Below are 19746 nucleotides of genomic sequence, written 5' to 3'. Positions count from 1 at the left end.
CCCAGCCACGGAAAGTCACCAATGGGGGAGCTTGAGCTTCGGGTTGCCGTGCGTGGGCAGCGGTCCTTTGCCGAACACCAGTACCACCGGGGTGCCTTGAGGGTTCTGCGGCCGCATTATCTCGATGACTCAGGGCAGGTTTGTTATGTCGTCGTCAATCCTGGCGGGGCTTATCTTGGGGCGGATCTCGTTCTACTGGATATCGAAGTCCAGGAGTCTGCCTCTCTTCTTTTGACGACGCAGTCCGCTACGAAGGTTTACCGGACTCCGGGGTCTTTTGCCGAGCAGCGGATGGCCGTGCGTCTGGGGGAGGGGGCGCGGCTGGAACTGATGCCGGACCAGCTCATCGCGTACCGGGAAGCCAGCTACCGGCAACGGACCTCGGTGACCCTGCGGCCGTCGTCGTCGCTGGTCATGACCGAGGTTGTGACTCCCGGCTGGTCGCCCGACGGAGCCGCCTTCCGGTACGAGGAGGTGCGGCTGCGGAACGACATCCGGGTTGAAACTGACGGCGGCAGCCAGCTGCTGGCTTTGGACAACCTGCTGATCCGGCCGCCGCTCGGCGACGTCGGAGGGCTTGGATTCATGGATGGGTACAGCCACCTGGGCTCGCTGGTGGTGGTGGACGCAAGAGTGGACCAGGAACTCGCCGACGAACTGCACGGGCTCACCGCCGGCTTCGACGCGCTGACCGGGATCTCGCTGACCCGCCCTGCTGCGGGAGTCGCCGGCCTGGTGCTGCGGAGCCTCTCCCACAGCACGGACGAACTGAACCGCCTGCTCCGATCATGCACCGACCTGCTGCGCGGACGCTGGTATGGCCAAGGGCCGCTGGACCTGAGGAAGCATTGATGACCAGCATCGGCGCCCTCTACCGGGACCGGGATGCCCTGCCGCTGCGGACCCGGGTGCTGTGCACGTTCGGTGCGGTGGCGGCGCTGCACGCTGCCGCCGTCGTCCTCCTGCTCGCAGGCAACACGGGGGCCAACGGACCGCAGGCGCTCACGTGGGGCCTGGTCCTCACCGCCTACCTGGCCGGCGTGAAGCACAGCTACGACTGGGACCACCTGGCAGCGATCGACAACTCGACCCGCAAGTTCGTGGCCCAGCGGCAGGACCCTGTCAGCGTGGGCTTCGCGTTCAGCCTGGGGCACAGCTCGGTGGTGACGCTCGCAGGCGTCCTGGTGATCGCCGGCGCCTCCATGGCCGGCGGCCTGATGCAGGACGGTTCCGCCGGAAACCTGGTTTTGGGGCTGATCGGCAGCGGCGTTTCCGGCCTGTTCCTGCTGGCCATGGGGCTGTTCAACGGCTCCGCCTTTGCCCGTGCGGCCGCTGCCTTGCGCCGCTCCCGGAACGGCGCCGCCGTCACAGCGCGGGACCTGGAGCCGCAAGGACTGGTGGCACGGCTCCTGGCGCGTCCGTTGTCCAAGGTCCGGCGGCCGCGCAACATCTACATGATCGGCTTCCTGTTTGGCCTGGGTTTCGATACCGCCACCACGATCGGACTGCTGATGATGACGACGGCGGCGTCCCTGGCCGGGGTGCCGGCGTTTGCCCTGCTCGCGTTGCCGTTGGCCTTCGCTGCCGCAATGACGCTGTGCGATTCTGTGAACGGCATGGCCATGATGCGGATGTACCGCTCGGCCCTGGATGATCCGAGGCGCAAGCTTGGCTTCAATGTTGCTGTCACCGGCATCTCCGCGGTGTCCGCTTTGTTCATCGCCGTGATCACGCTGGGCGGGTTCGTCCGCACGGCCCTTGCCATGCACGACCCGGTCACTGAATGGCTGGCGTCCATTGACCTGGGCGACGCCGGCCTGCTGCTGGTGGCGCTGCTCCTTGCGGTGTGGGGCGGGGTGGCGTTGCAGGGGGAAGGCGCTCCGCGGCAAGTGACAGGGCGCGGTGCCGGCATCCACTGCCGGAACCGCGCCCTGCATCATTGAGACTCCCTGGGTCCTAGCCGAAGTCCGCCACATAGCTGGGAACGCCGACGGCGTCAGTGGACACCGGTGCTCCCGTGTTGTTGACGACGTGGTCGAGCGTCCCGGCACCGAGGTTCACCGTCAGGAGGCTGTGCAGCTTCACGCCCGGCGTCACCGGCACTTCGAAACCCCTGGTGGCGTGGATGGTGGGATCCACATTGGTGTAAACGTAGCTCCCGGCGCCCCAGAGTTCATGGTTCTTCACGGAATCCGAAACCTTGTATCCGGCCCATCCCAGGACCCCGTCATGCTGCCACGCGGCCTGGTTGGGGGCGTCGTAGGGCAGCTCGTTCTGGAAGAAGACCGTCTTGCCGCGTTCGCCATTCCAGATGACGTTGTACTGCTGGTAATGCTCCACGAACAAGCCCGTGGCGGTGACGTTGTTGCCGTTGACGATCACGCCGTTCCGGCCGGTATTGGTGGTCCAGCCCACGCCATTGCCGTGGTCGGCGCGCCAGGCCCAGATGTGGTCCAGGAGGACGTTGTCGCTGTTGACTTCCAGGCTGACCGAAGCTTTGCCAACGTGGGGGCCGCCGACGCGGAAGAAGACGTCGTGGAGCGTGGTGGGGTTGGCCGGATCGCTGTGCACGGCCGAGTTGGCCGGCCCTTCGCCTCCGCCCGTGCGTGCCTTGCCGATTTGCATGAGGGCCGGCGAGTTCACGTCGCCGGCATCCACGGTGACCGCGGCGATATCCACTCCAGGGACATCTGCCACAGTCAGCGGAACAGATCCGTTGACGGCGGTGAGTGTTGTCATGCCCAGGCCAAGGACAACCGTGTTGGCCCGCTTGACGTCGATGCTTTGGTCAACGTCGTAGACGCCAGGGGTCAGCAGGAGGTGCCGGCCGGGTCCACGGTCAGGTAGGGCTTCTCGCGGCTGATGGGGGTTTTGGCCAACGTGGTGTACGGCGGGTTCGGGAAGGAGTCTGCTGGTGCGCCGCTCACGCCCGAGAACACCTGGTTCCAGACGCCGTTGGACCAGCTCCCAATGCTGCTGTCGCCGACCAGGTACTGCTGCTGGGAGCCGTTGATCATCGCTCCCGTTTTGGAGTCCGCAATGAAGCCGCCACTGGCATACTGCGGGCCTGCCGTGCAGTAGTCCATCAGGGAGAGGTTGCCGCCGGTGATGTTGACCCGCCGCATGGGGGAGGCCTGCGACGCCGCCCAGAAATTGGCGGAGCTGCGGCAGCCTTCAAGGCCCGTGACGTTGATGGTGAGGTTGGACAGGGACCGCCAGAAGTTGTCCAGGGCGATGCAGTTGTCCGCGGTGAGGCAGCGGTTGTAGACGTCCACATGGCCGTTGATGGTGACGTCGGTGGGTGCGGCGCCAAGTCCCGCCACCTCGGTGGAGTAGCCAACCTGGACGATCAGGGGTTCCGCGGCAGTGCCGTAGGTACCGGGTTTGAACAGCAGGGAGTACCGCTTGGTCCCCATTTCGTCGTCCACCTGCTGGGCGGCGATGGAGTCCACGGTGGCCTGGATCTGCGCCACCGGCATGCTGGGATCGAAGACGTAGACCTTGGGCCCGAAGGGGTTTTGGGCGGCCTGGGGCGGAGCTTGAGGCGAGGAGGGAGCCTGCTGCGCCGATGCTGCAGACGGCGCTGACGGCGCTGCCATGGCAGGAGCGGTCCCGCCGGCGGCAACAGTACCGGGGTGGTGCCGGCGTTGTGCCGGGGCGGGTCGGGATGGATCAGGGCAAGGGGCTAGCGGCATTGCTGGTCCTGTCATTCGGTGAGCTGGACGATCCCGTCAGCTGCAGCGGGCAGCTATGGATCGGATGGTGGGAGCGCTCCCATCCGGGAAGACTAGCACCGCCCTTCCGGCCCATCAAGGGTTGACGGAAGCGCTCCCATGCCCTCCGGGTGTCGTAATGTCTGTGGAGTGAACCAAAAGACCATTCAGCCTGCAGCGGCCAGGGCGACGCGGCCGCTTCCGACGCTCGAGGACCTGGCCAGGGCTGCCGGGGTGTCCCGCTCCACGGCCTCCCGGGCCATCAACGGTGGATCCAGGGTGAGCCCGGAGGCGCAGGCCGCCGTCGACGCTGCGATCCTGGAGTTGGGCTACACCCCCAACCGCGCAGCACGGACACTGGTCACCCGGCGGGCGGGATCGGTGGCGCTGGTCATCCCGGAACCGGATGCCCGCGTCATGATGGACCCGTACTTCGCGGCCGTGGTTACCGGAGTCAACCAGGCCCTGCGCGATACCGATCTGCAGCTGGTGCTGTTGATGTCGCGGACCGGGGATGATTCTTCCCGGACCCTCCGCTACCTGGGCGGAGGCCATGTTGACGGGGCCATCGTCGTGTCCCACCACCGCTCGGATGACTGGGTGGAAACCCTGGGTTCCACAGGGGTGCCCACCGTCTTCATCGGCAGGCCGTGGGACAGGAAGTCGGAACTTCCCTTTGTTGACGTGGACAATTTCGAGGGCGGCCGGCTGGCTGCCCGGCACCTGGCCGGCCTCGGCCGCACCCATCTCGGAACTGTTGCCGGCCCCAGCGACATGACGGCCGCCGTCGACCGGTTGGAAGGCTGGAGGCAGGGGCTCAAAGAGGCCGGCCTGCCGCCCGGACCTGTCGCCTACGGGGACTTCACGACGGCGGGCGGCGCGGACGCGGCAAAGAGCCTCCTGGCCCGGTCACCGGAGCTGGACGGTGTTTTTGCTGCCTCTGACCTGATGGCGCTTGGCGTTGTGGACCTGGTCCGGAGCATGAAGCGGCGGGTGCCGGAGGACATTGCTGTGGTGGGGTTCGACAACCGTGCCATCCTTGCCGCGAACGGTCTGGGGCTCACCACGGTTGCCCACCCGATGACGGACATGGCCGCTGCAGCAGCGCAGTTGCTGATCGGCGCCATTGGGAACCCCGGGCAGCAGCTGGAACCGGTGATTTACCCGGCCGAACTGGTGGTTCGCGGAAGCACGGCCGGCTGACCCCTGGCTTTCGACCGGGCATCAGGGGCGGTTCAGGCAGCCAGGCCGCCTTTTGCCTTGCGGTGCGGCCGGCGCTTTGCCCGCGCCAGGCGTGAGTGGACCCCGGCCAGCACCTCACTGCCGTCCGGCACGGTGCTGTCGGTATCGAGGTGGACGCCGTGCTCGATCAGGACGCTCGAGCCGATCCTTGAGTGGCTGCCAATATGGACCCGGTAGCCGATGACGGTGCCCCGGCCGACGTGCACGCCGTCGCCAATAACGGTCCGGTCGCCGATGATGGCATCCCGGTCGATCCAGCTGCCATGGCCAATCAGGCAGCCTGCGCCCACCTGGGCGCCGTGTTCGATGTAGGTCATGGGGCCAATCCGGGCGCTGTCCGCCACCTTGGCTCCGGGAGCAATGAGGCCACCGCCATTGTCGTGGCGGGCATACCGGGTGACCTTCCCGGCGTCGTCCTCAACTGAGACAAACTTTGCGGTCATACCGTCCCTCGTTAACGCTGCGGCACTCTACCGCACAGTAGGTTAACGGCCGGGAGCTTTTGAGGATTCCCAAATAAGCGCATGCACGGCGCGATTGGTGCCGCCGCGGGGTGTCACGCCACCAGGTTGGCGGCGGCGGTGTCCATGTGTTCCAGGATGGTCTTCCGCGCCAGGGTGGCGTCACCGGTGTCGATGGCGGCCACGATGTCCTTGTGGCGGTCCACGCTCATGTTGCTGACGCCCTTTTCGAGGCCCGCGAACATGATGGACATGCGGATGGAGCCCTCCAGGGATTCCCAGGAGTGGAGGAGGGTTTCGTTGCCGGTGAGCCGGCAGAGGGTGCGGTGGAACTCGAGATCGGATTCGATGCGTTCTTCAAGGGTCCCGCCGGTTGCCGCAGTCATGGCGTCGATGGCCTGGTGCAGCGACTCGGTGACATGCTGGCGGTCCGGGAGCTCGCACAGGGTCCGGGCAGCCAGTGACTCCAGGGCTGCACGGACCGAGTAGATGTCCCGGATTTCCTTTTCGTCCAGGTGCCTGACGGAGAGGCGGCCGCGGGGACCGGCGGACAGCAGGCCCTCCTGCTCCAGCTGGCGGAGGGCTTCGCGCAGGGTGCCGCGGCTGATCTGCAGCATCTCGGACAGTTCGGTCTCCACGAGGTGCCGGCCGGGTTCCAGCTCACCGCTGGTGATGGCGGTCCTCAGTGCCGAGAGCGCCTGCTCGCGCAGGCTTTTCTTTTCCAGTCCCAGCAGCGGGGCGGTGAGTCCGGCCATGGCTTCTGTCCTCAATGTCATAAGTCGACTGTTTACAGTCGGTAGTGATTTCGATAGTACGGCAGAAAGCACGGCGCCGGCGCAGGACCGGTGCCGTGCTTTCTCCATCCGCGTGCCTTTAGCCGAGCTCGGCGAGGACCTTGGCCACGATCCTGTCCACGGCCAGGCCGTAGCGGTCGTGCAGCGTAGGCAGGGCGCCGGCGTCCAGGAACTGGTCCGGCAGGGCGATTGGTACCACGCGTTTGCCCACGCCCGCGGTGACGACGGCGGAGGCGACGGTTTCGAACAGGCCGCCCACCACGGAGTGGTTTTCCAGGGTGACGGCCAAGCGGTCGGTGTTGACCTCCTTGAGGACGGTTTCGGCGTCGAACGGCTTGATGGTGGGGGTGTGCACGACGGCGACTTCCACGTTGTGTGCCGCCAGCGCCTTGGCTGCCTGCAGGGCGCGCATGGTCATCAGGCCGGAGGAAATGAACACAACGTCACTGCCCCCGCGGAGGACCTTGGCCTTGCCGAGTTCAAACGTGTAGCCGTACTCGTCCAGGACGGTGGGCACGTTGCCACGCAGCAGCCGCAGGTAGGTGGGGCCTGCCGACGCCGCGAGCTGCGGGATGGCCTGCTCGATGTCCACCGAGTCGCAGGGGTCCACGATGGTCAGGTTGGGCATGCCGCGGAAGATCGCCATGTCCTCGGTGGCTTGGTGGCTGGGGCCGTACCCGGTGGTCAGGCCGGGCAGTCCGCCCACGATGTTGACGTTCAGGTTCGGCTCGGCAGCGTCCAGGCAAAGGAAGTCGTAGGCGCGGCGGGCGGCGAACACCGAGTAGGTGGACGCGAACGGCACCAGCCCGCTCTCGGCCAGGCCCGCGGCTGCACCGAAGAGCAGCTGCTCGGCCATGCCCATCTGGAAGAACCGCTCCGGGAAGGCTTTGGCGAAGATGTGCATGTCCGTGTACTTGCCCAGGTCCGCGGTCAGGCCAACGATCTTGTCGTTTTCCTGGGCGGCCTTGACCAGGGCATGCCCGAACGGGGCGTTGGAGGTCTTCTGGCCGGGGTCGGCGAACGAGGCGATCATCGCCGAGGTCTTCAGCTTGGGCTTGGCGGGTGTGGCCGTCGTCGTGGTGGTGCTCATGCTGAAGCCTTTCCTTCGTAGCCGGCAGTGAGCTGCTCGCGGCAGATCTGCCATTCGTTCTCTTCGATGCGCATGAAGTGCGCCTTCTCGCGGTCTTCCAGCAGCGGAACGCCGCGGCCCACCTTGGTGTCGCACAGGATCACGGACGGACGTCCGACGGCGGCGGCCTGGGCAGCTGCGTTGTCGAACGCTGCCAGCAGCGCGCCGACGTCGTTCCCGTCCACCCGCTGGGTGTACCAGCCGAACGATTCCCACTTCTCGGTGACGGGCTCGGTGCGCAGCACCGTGTCGGTCTTGCCGTCCGCCTGCAGGGCGTTGATGTCCACCATGGCGGTCAGGTTGCCCAGCTGGTGGTGGTGCGCGCCCATCGCCGCCTCCCAGGTGGAGCCTTCGTCCAGCTCGCCGTCGGAGAGGAAGTTGAACACCCGGGCGGATGAGCCCTGGTAGCGCAGGCCCAGCGCCATCCCGACGGCGATGGTCAGGCCGTGGCCCAGCGAACCGCCGGAAATTTCCATGCCGGGCGTGTAGGTGGACATCCCGGACATCGGCAGCCGGGAGTCATCCGAGCCGTAGGTTTCCAGTTCCTCCACCGGGACGATCCCGGCCTCGGCCAGCGCCGCGTAGTGGCCAATGGCGTAGTGGCCGGTGGAGAGCAGGAACCGGTCGCGGGCCTCCCAGTGCGGATCTTCGGCGCGGAACCGCAACTGGTCCCCGTACACCGTGGCGAGCATGTCCGCGGCTCCCAGGGCCTGGCCCACATACCCCTGACCCTGCACCTCGCCCATGTTAAGGGCGTGGTGCCGGATCCGGTACGCGGCGGCGCTGATCTTCTCCAGCCGTTCTGGAGTTACCGCATTCTGCAGTGGTTGGCCCTGCAGTGTTTGTCCCTGCGGGGCGTCCTGGACGGTGTCTGTAGGCATTGCTGGCTCCGTGGTCGTTTTGTGCGTGGTGGTCATTCAGGCGTTGACGGTGTTCGGGGTGCTTTTGGTGGCCTCGTCAGCCAGTTCGCGTTCCCGCTTGCCCCAGGTTTCCCGGGTGGCGACGGCGGCCCAGAGTCCGATCAAGGCGTAGGCGCCGAAGAGCAGCGCGGGGCCCATCCAGCCGAAGCTGACGAACAGCAGGGTGGTGATGAAGGGGGTGAAACCGGAGACCATGGCCGAGATCTGGTAGGCCAGGCTGGCGCCGGACGCACGGGTCTTGGCTTGGAAGAGCTCCGGGAACCAGGCGCCCTGGGCGCCGGCCAGCGAGTTCTGGCACACGGCGTAGGAGATCACGATGGTGAGGATGATGGCGATGAAAAGGCCGGTGTTGACCAGCAGGAACATCGGGATGGCGAACAGGGCTGCGAACGCCGTGGACCACACGTAGAGGGGACGGCGTCCGATGCGGTCCGTCAGTGCTGCCCAGGCCTGCGTGGCGAAGATGCCGATGGCGGAGGCGATGCAGAGTGCGATCAGCGTCTGGGTCTTGTCCGCCAGGTGCTGGCTGTTGAGGTAGGAAATCATGTACGTGATGGATACTGCGTAGCCGGCCGTCTCGGCGATGCGCAGGCCGATGCCCTTGACGATGTTGCGCCAGTCGGTCTTGATGACCTCGACGATGGGGGCCTTGACGATGGCGCCGCTGTCCTTCACCTCGTCGAAGACCGGGGACTCGGGGACCTTGGAACGGATGACCAGACCCACTATGACCAGCAGGATGCTGGCGAGGAACGGAATCCGCCAGGCCAGTTCGTTACCGAGCTGGACGCTGAAGAGGAAGACCAGGTTGGCCAGCAGCAGGCCCACCGGGAAGCCGGCCTGGACAATGCCGGTGTACTTGCCCTTGGCCTTCCAGGGGGCGTGCTCGTAGCTCATGAGGATGGCGCCGCCCCACTCCGCGCCGAAGGCCAGGCCCTGGACGATGCGGACGAACACCAGCAGTGCAGGGGCCAGCAGGCCAACCGCCGCGTAGGTGGGGAGCAGGCCAATGGCGAACGTGGCCAGGCCCATCAGGATCAGCGAGGCAACCAGGACGGGCTTGCGGCCCACCTTGTCACCGAGGTGCCCGCCGATGATGCCGCCGAGAGGGCGCGCAGCGAAGCCGACACCGAGGGTGGCGAAGGAAGCGAGGGTGCCCGTCACGGGATCGGTTCCTGGGAAGAATGCGGTGCCGAAGTACAGTGCGGCAGCGGTGCCGAAGCCGATGAAGTCATACGTCTCGATGACGGCCCCCACGCCGGATCCGATGGCAACTCGCCGGGCGTCCTTGGTGCCGTGGACCGGCCCGCGCATGGTCAGAGCATCTTTGCTCATGGTGGTTCCCTTTCGAAAAGCGGCTGGAGGAGTTCCGCCGCTGTCGACTGTTAACAAATGATACGACCCCAGTGTGACCCAGATCATTTTCACTGTCAACAGTCAACTTTCGGAGTTGACTGTTGACAGTTACCGAAGCTATTGTGGTCTCCATCACTAAAGCTCGGCACGAACCAGAGGATCAATGATGTTCCATTCCAGACTCGGGTGCTCCTCCATCAGCTTCCGGCACCAGGAGCTGGGCAGCGCCCTGCACACCATGAAGGGGTTGGGGTTCGACGAGATCGACTTGGGCGCCCTGCCCGGCGTTTGCGACCATGTGCCGTACGAGCTCAGCCCTGCGGCGGTCGACTCAGTCTCCGCTGAAGTCAACGCGTCCGGCCTGCGGGTCCGCTCCGTGAACGGCGACATCGGGGACCTGAACAGAGTGCTCGACGCCGAAGGCCAGGCTGCGCGGGACCGCCACCTTGACGCCCTGCTTACGCTCACCGCCAAGATCGGTGCGAAGGCATTGGTGCTTCCCTGTGGCGCCCTGGACCACACCCCGGTCCGGAGCGTCGAGGAGGACCTGGACCTCGTAGCCGCCCAGCTCATCGGTGCGGGACGGCGGGCGGCGGAGTCCGGCGTCGAACTTTGGACCGAATCCCTGCACTTCCTGCGGTTCTCCTGGAACCTGGAGCGCGCGGGACTCCTGGCGGACCGCCTCGCGGGCTCCGGCGTCGGAATCGTCATGGACTTCAGCCACATTGTGGCCGCCGGCGAGGACATCCAGGCCTACCTGGACCGGCACCAGGGCCGCATCAGCCACGTCCACCTCAGGGACGCCGTGCCGGGGAACATCAACCTCAGCATCGGCAACGGGGACGCCGACTTCGCCGGTGGCCTGAAACGCCTGGCCGCCGACGGGTACACCGGCCACTTCTCGCTCGAACTGGAAACCCGGGACGTCACCAATGACGAACGCCCGGCAGCCGCCGCCAAGGCAGCAAGCTTCATCACCGACCTCATCTGAGCCCCACCTCCATCGATTGCTCCGTACTTGTCGTTTTGACGCCTCAAAACGACAAATACGGAGCAATCGACACAAGAACAATTACAAGGAGCACCACCATGACCACCATCCAGCGCACCGCCGTCCTCACCGGGGCAACCTCGGACCGCGGCATCGGCATCACCACCGCCCGCCGCTACGCCCGCGACGGCTGGGGCATCGTCATCCTGGACCTCGACGGCGAGAAGTCCGCCAAGGTCGCCGCCGAAATCGGCAACGAATTCAATGTCCCCGCCTTCGGCCACGAGGTCGACGTCGCCAACGAGGCCTCCGTCACCGCCGCCCAGGCCGCCGTCGCCGCCGAAGTGGCCGCCGGCAACCTCCCGCCCGTCGGCGCCCTGGCCAACATCGCCGGCATCACCTCGCCCATCCCGTTCCTGGAGACCACTCTTGAGTTGTGGCACAAGGTCATGGACGTCAACGCCACCGGCACTTACCTGGTAACCAAGGCCTTCCTGCCGGACATGATCGACAACGGCTGGGGCCGGATCGTCAACATGTCCTCCGTGTCCGCCCAGCGCGGCGGCGGCGTCTTCGGCAAGGTGCCCTACTCCGCTGCCAAGGCAGCCATCCTGGGCTTCACCAAGGCCCTGGCCCGTGAACTCGGCACCACCGGCGTCACCGTCAACGCCATTACCCCCGGCGCCGTGGACACCAACATCCGCGTGGGCAGCACCGAGGAGCAGGAGGCAGCCATCAACGCCGGCATCCCGCTGGGCCGCAACGCCACCACCGAGGAAGTGGCCTCGGTGATTGCCTTCCTGTCCTCCGAGGACTCGGCCTACCTCACCGGCACCACCGTCGACATCAACGGCGGCAGCCACATCCACTAGCAGTCGTCCCGGCAGCGCCAGAAAGCCCCACCATGACAAAGATCTTCAACGACCCATCAGACTTCGCCGAGGAAGCCCTCGCCGGATTCTGCGATGTGCACTCTGACCTGGTCCGGCAGGTTCCCGGCGGCGCCGTCCGCCGTTTCCGGCCGGCAAAGCCCAAGGTTGCCGTCCTCGCTGGCGGCGGCTCCGGGCACTACCCGGCCTTCGCCGGACTGATCGGAGCGGGCTTCGCCGACGGTGCGGTGGTGGGCAACATCTTCACCTCACCCTCGGCCCAGCAGGCCTACGCCGTCGCCAAGGCCGCCGAGTCCGGTGCCGGCGTCGTCTTCACCTACGGCAACTACGCCGGAGACGTGATGAACTTCGGCATGGCCAGCGAACGGCTGGCCGCCGAGGGCATCGCCGTGGAGAACGTCCTGGTGACTGACGACATCGCCAGCGCCGCGCCGTCGGAATCCGCCAAACGCCGCGGCATCGCCGGTGATTTCACGGTCTTCAAGGTTATGGGCGCGGCTGCCGAGGGCGGCGCGGACCTGGCCGAGGTGGTCCGCCTGGGCCGCAAGGCCAACGAGCTCACCCGCACCATCGGCAGTGCCTTTGCCGGGTGCACCTTCCCGGGCGCCCAATCACCCTTGTTCACCCTTTCCGAGGGCCAGATGGGCCTGGGCTTGGGCATCCACGGCGAACCGGGCCTGCACGACACCGACCTGCCCTCCGCCAAGGACCTCGGGCACGAACTGGTGGCCCGGGTCCTCGCCGAAACACCGCCCACCGCCGGGAAGCGGATCGCCGTGATCCTCAACGGGCTCGGCTCGACCAAGCACGAGGAACTCTTCGTCCTCTGGGGAACCGTGGCGCCGCTGCTGCGCGCCGCCGGCTACACGATCGTGATGCCTGAGGTCGGAGAGCTGGTCACCAGCCTGGACATGGCCGGCGTCTCGCTGACCGTCACCTGGCTTGATGAGGAACTGGAACCACTGTGGGCAGCCCCCGCGGAGACCCCCGCGTACCGTCGGGGCACCGCTGCCCGGGAAACGGGCGCTTTGGGCGCCCGGGAAGTGGACGACGACGGCGCCGACCAGGCCGCGTACGTCGCCACGGACGCCTCCCGTGCATACGCCGTGGCCTGCGTCGAGGCCATTGGTGCGGCGCGTTCCCTGCTGCACGAGGCAGAGGATCGGCTGGGCCGGATGGATGCCATCGCCGGCGATGGCGACCATGGCCGCGGCATGGTCCGCGGAGTGGATGCAGCCACTGCCGCAGCATCCGCCGCGTTGGCCGCCGGGGCAGGTGCCGGCGACGTACTGGCTGCGGCCGGGGACGCCTGGGCCGACAAAGCCGGCGGCACCTCCGGAGTCCTCTGGGGCGCCGGCCTCCGCTCCTTCGGCGAGACGGTAGGAAACGCCTCCGCACCCGAGGCTGCCGTCCTCACGGCCGCCGTGACGGCGTTCGCGGACCGCATCGTGCAACTGGGCAAGGCCGAAATCGGCGACAAGACCATGGTGGACGCGCTGCTGCCGTTCGCTTCCACGTTCAGCCGCGCGGTGGCCAACGGCGCCGAGCCGGGCCTGGCCTGGCAGGACGCTGCCCGCGAAGCCGCTGCCGCGGCGGAGGCAACCTCCGACCTGCTGCCCCTCAAGGGCCGCGCCCGTCCGCTGGCGGAGAAGAGCCTGGGCACGGCCGATCCCGGCGCCACGTCCCTCGCCATGGTCTTCGCCGTCATGGGACCGCATTTCACCACCACCAGCACCGCTCCGGCGGGAGCCAGGCAATGACAACGGAAGGAAACACCATGGGGCTGCGGCTCATTGTGGGCGCCGATGAAGCGGGCGTGGACTATAAGGACAAGGTCCTGGCTGACCTGCGGAACGATCCGCGCGTCAGCGAAGTCATCGACATCGGCGTCAACCGGAGCGATGCGCCGGAGGACTTCACCAGGCCCTACCCGTACGTGGGCATCACTGCCGGGGAAATGATCCGGGACGGCGCCGCTGACCGGGCCATCCTGTTCTGCGGTACCGGAATCGGCGTTGCCATCGCCGCCAACAAAGTGGACGGCATCCGCGCCACCGCAGCCCACGATTCCTTCTCGGTGGAGCGGTCCATCCTCTCCAATGACTGCCAGGTCCTCACCATGGGCCAGCGCGTGGTGGGCATCGAACTCGCCCGCCGCCTCGCCAGGGAATGGATCGGCTACACGTTCGATCCGGCGTCGGCCTCCGCGGGCAAGGTCAAGGTCCTCACCGACTTCGAGGGCTGCTAAGCAGCCCCGGCTTCGAAGCTGGACTGAGTTCAGCCGCCCAGCTTCGCGCGCAGCCCGCCGATGATCACGTCCAGCCCAAAATCGAAGGCGTGGTTTCCGCGGTCCGCGGGCGGCCCGGCGAACCCCAGGGCGCGCTTGAGCGCGGGGTAGCCCTCCTCCGGCGGATCCCACACAACGTCCGGGGCGGCGAGGTCCAGCGCCGCCCCGAGGGCGAAGCTGTCGATGGTCGAAATGGCCGACACCACCTCCCGCCCCTTGAAGCCGGCTGCTTCCAGTGCCAGCGCAAGGTCCTCATACAGCCCGATGACATCGGCATCGGTGATGGACTGCAGCACCATCAGGGGTGCCAGCCGCGGATGGCGGGCAAACGCGTCCCGGTATGTGCGGATCAGTGTCCGCAGGGCAGCTTCCCAGTCCTGGTGGTCGACCGGCGGATACGGCTCCTCGGTGATGATCCGGTGCCTCAGCAGTTCCAGGATCTGGTCCCGGCCGCTGACGTGGTTGTAGATCGAGGACTGGCTGACGCCGATCCGCTTGGCAAGCTTGGGGAAGCTGAAATCCCCGCTCTCATCGACCAGTTCCAGTGCGGCCGTGGTGATGGCCTCCACTGAAATCAAGGGGAGGAGGGGGCGTCCCATCGGTTCTCCTGACTGCGTTCGGACATCCGCTCCAGCCTACTGCCCCGTCACATATCTGCCGCAGCCAAAAAAACTGTTGTGCTCCAGGCCACTTGGTTTCATACTAAACGAAAGCCTTTCGTTTAAGTGGGCTTCCAAGAAAGGACCGAGCTTTGTCCGAGACCAAAACCAAGCCAAAGACGCCGTCCGCGGACGGCGCGCTCAAACGCAATGCCCTGGGAACCGGAGGCATCGCCTTCCTGGTGATCTCGGCGGCAGCACCCCTGACAGTGATGGCGGGCGTAGCCCCGGTGGCGATCGGAGTAGCGGGCATCGGCGCCCCGGCCGGCTACCTCCTGGCCGGCATCGTGCTGACCCTCTTCGCCATTGGGTTCATGGCCATGACGCGGCACGTCAAAGCCTCCGGTGGCTTCTACACGTACATTTCGATTTCCCTGGGCAAGACCGTGGGCCTGGCCTCGGCCATCCTGGCGATCATTTCCTACAACTGCCTCCAGATCGGCGTATACGGGCTCTTCGCCGTACAGACCCACGACATGCTGCAAGTCCTCTTTGGCCTCGATGTCCCGTGGCCCGCCGTGGCCCTGGCAGCCGTCGCGGCGGTCTGGTTCCTCGGGTACCGCGGGATCGACGTCGGCGCCAAAGTGCTCGGCGTCCTGCTTGTCGCCGAGACCGGCATCCTGGGTGTGATGGGCGCAGGCATCCTTGGCAGCGGTGGGGCGCACGGAATAAGCTTTGGCTCCTTCAGCCCGGAGCAGGCCTTCGGCCCCGGTGTCCTGGCGATCCTGGGCATCTGCTTTGCCGCCTTCATGGGATTTGAGTCCACCGTGCTTTACCGCGCCGAGGCCCGCAACCCGGACAAGTCCGTGCCGCGGGCCATGTACATCGCAGTGGGGTTCATGTCCGCCTTCTACGCCTTCATTGTCTGGACCGTCATCCAGGCCTTCGGCGAGGACCAGGTGGTTGCCGCCGCCGGGGAGCTGTCCGGCGGAATGTTCTTCCAGACCATTGGGCAGTACGTGGGGCCCTGGGCCGAGACCGCGATGTACGTCCTGATCGTGACCAGCGTCTACGCGTCCCAACTGGCCTTCCACAACGCCATCAACCGCTACGTCTACATGCTCGCCAAAGACGGCGTCCTGCCCGCTTTCCTGGGCCGCACCCACTCCCGTTTCCGGTCCCCGCACCGGGCCGGGCAGCTGCAGAGCCTGCTGGCGGCTGCCGTGATCACCATCTGCGCCCTCCTGAATGCGGATCCCTACCAGCAGCTCCTCATCTGGGTGAACACCCCCGGCATCTTCGGCATCGTGGCCCTCCAAGGCCTGGTTTCGGTGGCAGCATTCCTGTACCTTCGCCGGAACCCGCTCGCGGCCGCCAATAAACTCCTGGCCCCGCTCAGCCTCGTCTCGGCCGTCCTGCTTTTCGGCGTCGTCCTGCTCATCGCACTGAACATCGAGCTCCTCACCGCGGCCGACGCCTTGACCAACACAATCTTGATCCTCGTCACGCCTGTGGTCTTCGCCGGCGGACTGCTGGCCGCCCGCTGGCTGCGCCGCCGCCGCCCCGGCACCTTCAACCGCATTGGAAGCTTTGAAACCCATGAATCCTGACCTCATCATCCTTGCCGGCACCATCCACACCATGGACCCGGAAGACTCCGCCGGGCCGGCCCCGCAGGCCGTGGCCATACGGGGCGGCCTGATTGAAGCCATCGGGACCCGGAAGGAAGCGGAAGGCTGGGGAAAGGCCGTGAACCTCATCGATTTCGGGGACGCCGTGCTTACCCCGGGCCTGGTGGACTGCCATGTCCACCCCGTCATGGGGCTGGACATGACCCGGGGCTGCGATCTTTCGGGTGTGGCCGATCTCGCCACCGTCCGCGCCCTGCTGCGGGCGGAAACGGTCGCAACCCCGGCCGGGGAATGGGTCCGTGCCTGGGGCCTTGACCCGAACGCCTTTGGCTCAGCACAGCCCCACCGTGAACTGATCGACGACGTAGTGGGCGGCCGGCCGGCCCTGCTGCGGCTGTTCGATGCCCACTCGGCGCTCGCCAGCAGCGCGGCACTGGACATTGCCGGCGTCACCGGGCCGCGCGAATTCGACCAGGCCGCCGAAGTGGTCTGCGACGGCAGCGGCAAGCCCACCGGCCTGCTGCTCGAGGCCGCCGCACTCGACCTTGTCCTGGCGCACATGCCCGCGGAAACGTTCGAGGAGCGGAAGCAGCGGCTGGCCGAGGTCTTTGCGGGGTTTTCCAGGGCAGGCCTGACGGGCATCCACATCATGGACTGCGGCGGGGAAACCCTGGAGCTCCTGGCCGCACTCGAAAGCGGACAGGATGACGGTGGACTGCCGCTGCGCGTGCGCATTTCACCCTGGTGCATGCCCGGCAGCCGCGAGGAGGACTGGCGGCGCCTCGCAGCACAGGTGGGGACGGTGCGCGGGAACCGGTGGGAAGTGGCCGGCATCAAACTGTTTGTTGACGGTACCGTGGACAACGGCACTGCCTGGCTGTTCGAACCGGACAGCCAGGGACAGTCCACGGCACCCTTTTGGCCGAGCCCGGCGGAGTACGCACGGGCCATCCGGTTCTTTGCCGGCCGGGGGATTCCCACGGCCACCCATGCCATCGGCGACGCCGGCGTGGCGGCCGTCCTCGCTGCCTTTGAGGCCCTTCCGGCCGGCCTGCCGCGGGCTCCGCACCGGATTGAACACATCGAAACCGTCCCGGACCCCCTGATCGGGCGGTTCGCGGAGTCGGGCCTGATCGCGAGCATGCAGCCCAGCCACTGTACGCACTATTCGCGCGCGGACCAGACCGACAACTGGTCGCGCCGACTGGGAAAGGAACGAGCGGACCGCGGCTGGCGGTGCGCCGACCTGCGGGCCGCGGGCGTATCGCTTGCACTCGGTTCCGACTGGCCCGTGGCGCCGTTTGAACCGCTGCCGATCCTGGCCGACGCACAGTTGCGACGCCGGTCCGGGCACCCGCAGGAACAGCCGATCGTGCCGGGCCAGGCCCTCAGCGCCAGGCAGGCACTGGAGGGCTACACCTCCCATGCGGCCAAGGCTGCGGGGGAGTGGCAGGTCGCCGGCTCCGTCGCTGTGGGCAAACGCGCCGATTTCACGGTCTTCGATGTTGACCCGCTGACGGCGGCACCCGATGACCTGGCGATGGGGCGAGTACTCGCCACGGTCGTCGCCGGCCAGCCACAGCATCTTTCGGTGGCGGCCGCCCGGTAGCCGGGGCGGCGGTCCCGGCGTGGCCCGCAGGCCGGGACCACCCGGGGCCGCACCGCAAAATGGCCGCCATCTGGCTCCGTGGTACTCCTACACTGGGGTGATGATCACAGTCACCGGAAGTGTGGAAACCAACCTGTCCGCGGAGAAGGCATTCGCCTTCCTCAGTGAGTTCGAGAACACCAGCGCATGGGACCCCAATACTCCTGTCATGGACAAGATCACGCCGGGACCGGTGGCTGTGGGGCACAAGTACCACGCCGAATCCGAGTTCCGCGGCAAACGCCAGGCCCTGACCTACGAGGTCATCGAGCTCTCGCAGAACCACATCAAGCTCCGGGGCGAAAACAAGACCGTCACCTCGTACGACTCGATCGACGTCAGCCCCGGCGGGGCCGGTTCGGTGGTCACCTACACCGCCGAGTTCAGCATCAACGGACCCGCCAAGATCATCCAGCCGCTGCTGAAGCCCGCCTTTAATTCACTGCGCGACCCCGCGCTGAACGGCATCCGGGACACGCTCAACGCGTTGGCAGCGGGCTGACGGACTCAAAGAACGCGCGTATCCCGCCGCGCGGGTCGGCCTCAAGGCGCGTCTCGTCGTCGAACACCATGGTGCTGTGTTCCTGCCCGTACTCGGGCCACGCGAGCTGTGCCGTGCCCGGTGATCCTGTCCGCGCAAAGGACGCCCACGCCCCGCTCATGGCTTCGCCGAGCTCACCCGGGGCCCGGCCCCGGGTGAGGAAGGCGGCTTCCGGCGCGTCCAGGTGCCGGAAGACGAACGGGATCTCCAGCGCATGGCACGCACCAAGCTTGCCGCCCATGGCCGGGCTGCGCCACGTGAACAGGTAGGCAAAGTTCTTCCCCTCGGCTCCGGCGTGCGCGGCTCCGCGGCGGGCAGCCAGGAGCCGGTTGCTGGGCTGCCGGTAAAGGGAGTCGGCGATGGCGGATTCCAGGAGTTCCTTGCCGTCCGGTTCCCGCTGGAGCTCCTGGATGAGTGCGGCCGTGTAGCCGGCGGCATGGGTGGCGGTTACCCCTGCCCCGGCCAGGACTGCGGCGGCGCGCTCCGGGTAGCCGGGGTCGGCCGGAGAAGGTGGGCGCATCTCCACGGCAAACGAGCCCTCGTTGAGGTTGGTTCCGATCAGCAGGTCGACACCGCTGTTCACCCCGCTCCGGACGGCGTCCAGCGGCGGCACCGGCAATGACGGCGTCCCCAGCGTGGGTTGGAAGGGCAGCGGGACGGCATAGGACGCCGCGGCGAAACGCTTCTCGAGGTCCTTTTGTGCCGCCAGCAACTGTTCCACCGGGAGGGTGAGGAGCCCTGCTGCGGATGAAGGGGCCAGCCCGCACAGTTCAAGGAACGCGGCGCTGACCCGCGCGGATTCCTCCGGTTGGCGGTACCGCTCGGCCGTTCCGCTCTGCATGATGGCCCGGCGGAACAGCCCTTCCGACGCCGGCATCCCCAGCAGGGTGCCAATTGCCGCGGCTCCTGCCGACTCGCCGAAGATGGTCACGTTCTCCGGGTCGCCGCCGAAGGCGCCGATGTTGCGGCGGACCCAGCGAAGGGCCTCCAGCTGGTCCAGCAGGGCGAGGTTTCCCGAGTCTTCATAGCCCTCGCCCAGCAGGTCCGCCAAGTGCAGGAAGCCGAGCGCGCCCAGCCGGTAATTGATGGACACCACCACCGCGCCCGCCGCGGCGGCGAGCCTGGCGCCGTCGTACCTGGCGTCGCTGTTGGCGCCCAGCAGGTAGGCGCCGCCGTGGATCCAAACCATCACCGGCATTGCCGGGCTGCCCGTTCCAGGCGTCCAGACGTTCAGGTTCAGGCAGCCGTCCTCGCTCCATCTCCGGGGCACGGCCCCCGGAGGTGCCGGGGATTCCGGGTTTTGCGGTGCCGCAGGCCCGGCTGCGGTGCAGTCCAGGACTCCGTCCCACTGCTCCACGGGTACGGGTGGGCGGAAGCGGTTGGCGCCCGACGGCGGCCCGGCATACGGGATGCCAAGGAACCGGTGGACGGTGGTCCCGTCAGCCCCAAGCGAGGCGCCGCGGATGGAACCGGCGGGGGTGGAGAGGAAGGTCATGGTTGACAGGTTACGTCGTGGCCGAAGCCCAGGCGGCGTCAGGGCCCTG

At 67.1% G+C, this 19746-nt stretch carries 17 protein-coding genes and 1 pseudogene; 10 read left to right on the top strand and 8 right to left on the bottom strand.

What is annotated here, in order from left to right:
* The first annotated feature begins 21 nt into the window (after positions 1 to 21).
* Both QRN53_RS17600 and QRN53_RS17595 read left to right on the top strand, forming a co-directional pair.
* Positions 22 to 852 carry an urease accessory protein UreD gene (locus QRN53_RS17600; protein WP_285245102.1) on the top strand — a complete coding sequence of 277 codons (831 nt, stop codon included), beginning with the start codon at positions 22 to 24 and terminating at the stop codon, positions 850 to 852.
* Complete coding sequence (locus QRN53_RS17595) at positions 852 to 1943, top strand: HoxN/HupN/NixA family nickel/cobalt transporter (RefSeq protein ID WP_285245101.1); 1092 nt, start codon at positions 852 to 854, stop codon at positions 1941 to 1943. The genes QRN53_RS17600 and QRN53_RS17595 overlap by 1 nt, the downstream gene beginning before the upstream one ends.
* A gap of 13 nt (positions 1944 to 1956) precedes the next feature.
* Here the strand turns inward: QRN53_RS17595 and QRN53_RS17590 are convergent.
* Positions 1957 to 3695, bottom strand: a pseudogene (locus QRN53_RS17590) (pectate lyase-like domain-containing protein).
* A gap of 168 nt (positions 3696 to 3863) precedes the next feature.
* On the opposite strand from QRN53_RS17590, the gene QRN53_RS17585 reads away from it, so the two are divergent.
* Positions 3864 to 4916: a LacI family DNA-binding transcriptional regulator gene (locus tag QRN53_RS17585; protein WP_285245100.1), complete on the top strand. Its 1053-nt coding sequence runs from the start codon at positions 3864 to 3866 to the stop codon at positions 4914 to 4916.
* Between the two features lie 32 nt (positions 4917 to 4948).
* On the opposite strand, the gene QRN53_RS17580 is transcribed toward QRN53_RS17585, so the two are convergent.
* From QRN53_RS17580 to QRN53_RS17560, 5 genes are all read right to left on the bottom strand, one after another.
* Positions 4949 to 5398: a transferase gene (locus tag QRN53_RS17580; RefSeq protein ID WP_285245099.1), complete on the bottom strand. Its 450-nt coding sequence runs from the start codon at positions 5396 to 5398 to the stop codon at positions 4949 to 4951.
* A 113-nt stretch (positions 5399 to 5511) separates the two neighbouring features.
* On the bottom strand, positions 5512 to 6171 hold the full coding sequence (locus QRN53_RS17575; protein WP_285245128.1) for a GntR family transcriptional regulator: 660 nt from the start codon (positions 6169 to 6171) through the stop codon (positions 5512 to 5514).
* 118 nt (positions 6172 to 6289) lie between these two features.
* Entirely contained in the window at positions 6290 to 7300 is a 1011-nt protein-coding gene (locus tag QRN53_RS17570) for a transketolase family protein (protein WP_285245098.1), read from the bottom strand.
* The gene (locus tag QRN53_RS17565) at positions 7297 to 8220 is read right to left on the bottom strand and encodes a transketolase (RefSeq protein ID WP_285245097.1); all 924 of its coding nucleotides are present in this window, start codon (positions 8218 to 8220) and stop codon (positions 7297 to 7299) included. The genes QRN53_RS17570 and QRN53_RS17565 overlap by 4 nt, the downstream gene beginning before the upstream one ends.
* A 36-nt stretch (positions 8221 to 8256) precedes the next feature.
* A complete protein-coding gene (locus tag QRN53_RS17560; RefSeq protein WP_285245096.1) occupies positions 8257 to 9594 on the bottom strand; it encodes an MFS transporter in 1338 nt (445 codons plus the stop codon).
* 187 nt (positions 9595 to 9781) lie between these two features.
* Here QRN53_RS17560 and QRN53_RS17555 point away from each other — a divergent pair, with 187 nt between their 5' ends.
* The 4 genes from QRN53_RS17555 to QRN53_RS17540 all read left to right on the top strand — a co-directional run bounded on the left by QRN53_RS17555 (position 9782) and on the right by QRN53_RS17540 (position 13744).
* Entirely contained in the window at positions 9782 to 10606 is an 825-nt protein-coding gene (locus QRN53_RS17555; RefSeq protein WP_285245127.1) for a sugar phosphate isomerase/epimerase family protein, read from the top strand.
* A gap of 98 nt (positions 10607 to 10704) precedes the next feature.
* Positions 10705 to 11478, top strand: a complete 774-nt coding sequence (locus QRN53_RS17550) for an SDR family NAD(P)-dependent oxidoreductase (protein ID WP_285245095.1) — start codon at positions 10705 to 10707, stop codon at positions 11476 to 11478.
* A gap of 32 nt (positions 11479 to 11510) precedes the next feature.
* Entirely contained in the window at positions 11511 to 13256 is a 1746-nt protein-coding gene (locus tag QRN53_RS17545; protein ID WP_285245094.1) for a dihydroxyacetone kinase family protein, read from the top strand.
* Positions 13253 to 13744: an RpiB/LacA/LacB family sugar-phosphate isomerase gene (locus tag QRN53_RS17540; protein WP_285245093.1), complete on the top strand. Its 492-nt coding sequence runs from the start codon at positions 13253 to 13255 to the stop codon at positions 13742 to 13744. Before QRN53_RS17545 ends, QRN53_RS17540 begins: the two co-directional genes overlap by 4 nt.
* Positions 13745 to 13773: 29 nt before the next feature.
* On the opposite strand, the gene QRN53_RS17535 is transcribed toward QRN53_RS17540, so the two are convergent.
* Entirely contained in the window at positions 13774 to 14382 is a 609-nt protein-coding gene (locus QRN53_RS17535) for a TetR/AcrR family transcriptional regulator (RefSeq protein ID WP_285245092.1), read from the bottom strand.
* Between the two features lie 152 nt (positions 14383 to 14534).
* On the opposite strand from QRN53_RS17535, the gene QRN53_RS17530 reads away from it, so the two are divergent.
* From QRN53_RS17530 to QRN53_RS17520, 3 genes are all read left to right on the top strand, one after another.
* Complete coding sequence (locus tag QRN53_RS17530) at positions 14535 to 15992, top strand: APC family permease (protein ID WP_285245091.1); 1458 nt, start codon at positions 14535 to 14537, stop codon at positions 15990 to 15992.
* Entirely contained in the window at positions 15982 to 17622 is a 1641-nt protein-coding gene (locus QRN53_RS17525) for an amidohydrolase (RefSeq protein ID WP_285245090.1), read from the top strand. The genes QRN53_RS17530 and QRN53_RS17525 overlap by 11 nt, the downstream gene beginning before the upstream one ends.
* 100 nt (positions 17623 to 17722) lie before the next feature.
* Positions 17723 to 18163 (top strand): SRPBCC family protein, encoded by a 441-nt coding sequence (locus QRN53_RS17520; protein WP_285245089.1) that lies wholly within the window; start codon positions 17723 to 17725, stop codon positions 18161 to 18163.
* Here the strand turns inward: QRN53_RS17520 and QRN53_RS17515 are convergent.
* Complete coding sequence (locus QRN53_RS17515) at positions 18141 to 19697, bottom strand: carboxylesterase/lipase family protein (RefSeq protein ID WP_285245088.1); 1557 nt, start codon at positions 19695 to 19697, stop codon at positions 18141 to 18143. The genes QRN53_RS17520 and QRN53_RS17515 overlap by 23 nt on opposite strands.
* Positions 19698 to 19746: the final 49 nt, after the last annotated feature.

It is taken from the genome of Pseudarthrobacter sp. fls2-241-R2A-127, from assembly GCF_030209355.1.
Taxonomy (GTDB): domain Bacteria; phylum Actinomycetota; class Actinomycetes; order Actinomycetales; family Micrococcaceae; genus Arthrobacter.
Note: the sequence above shows the minus strand (reverse complement) of the source record. Positions and strands in the feature narration are given on the sequence as shown.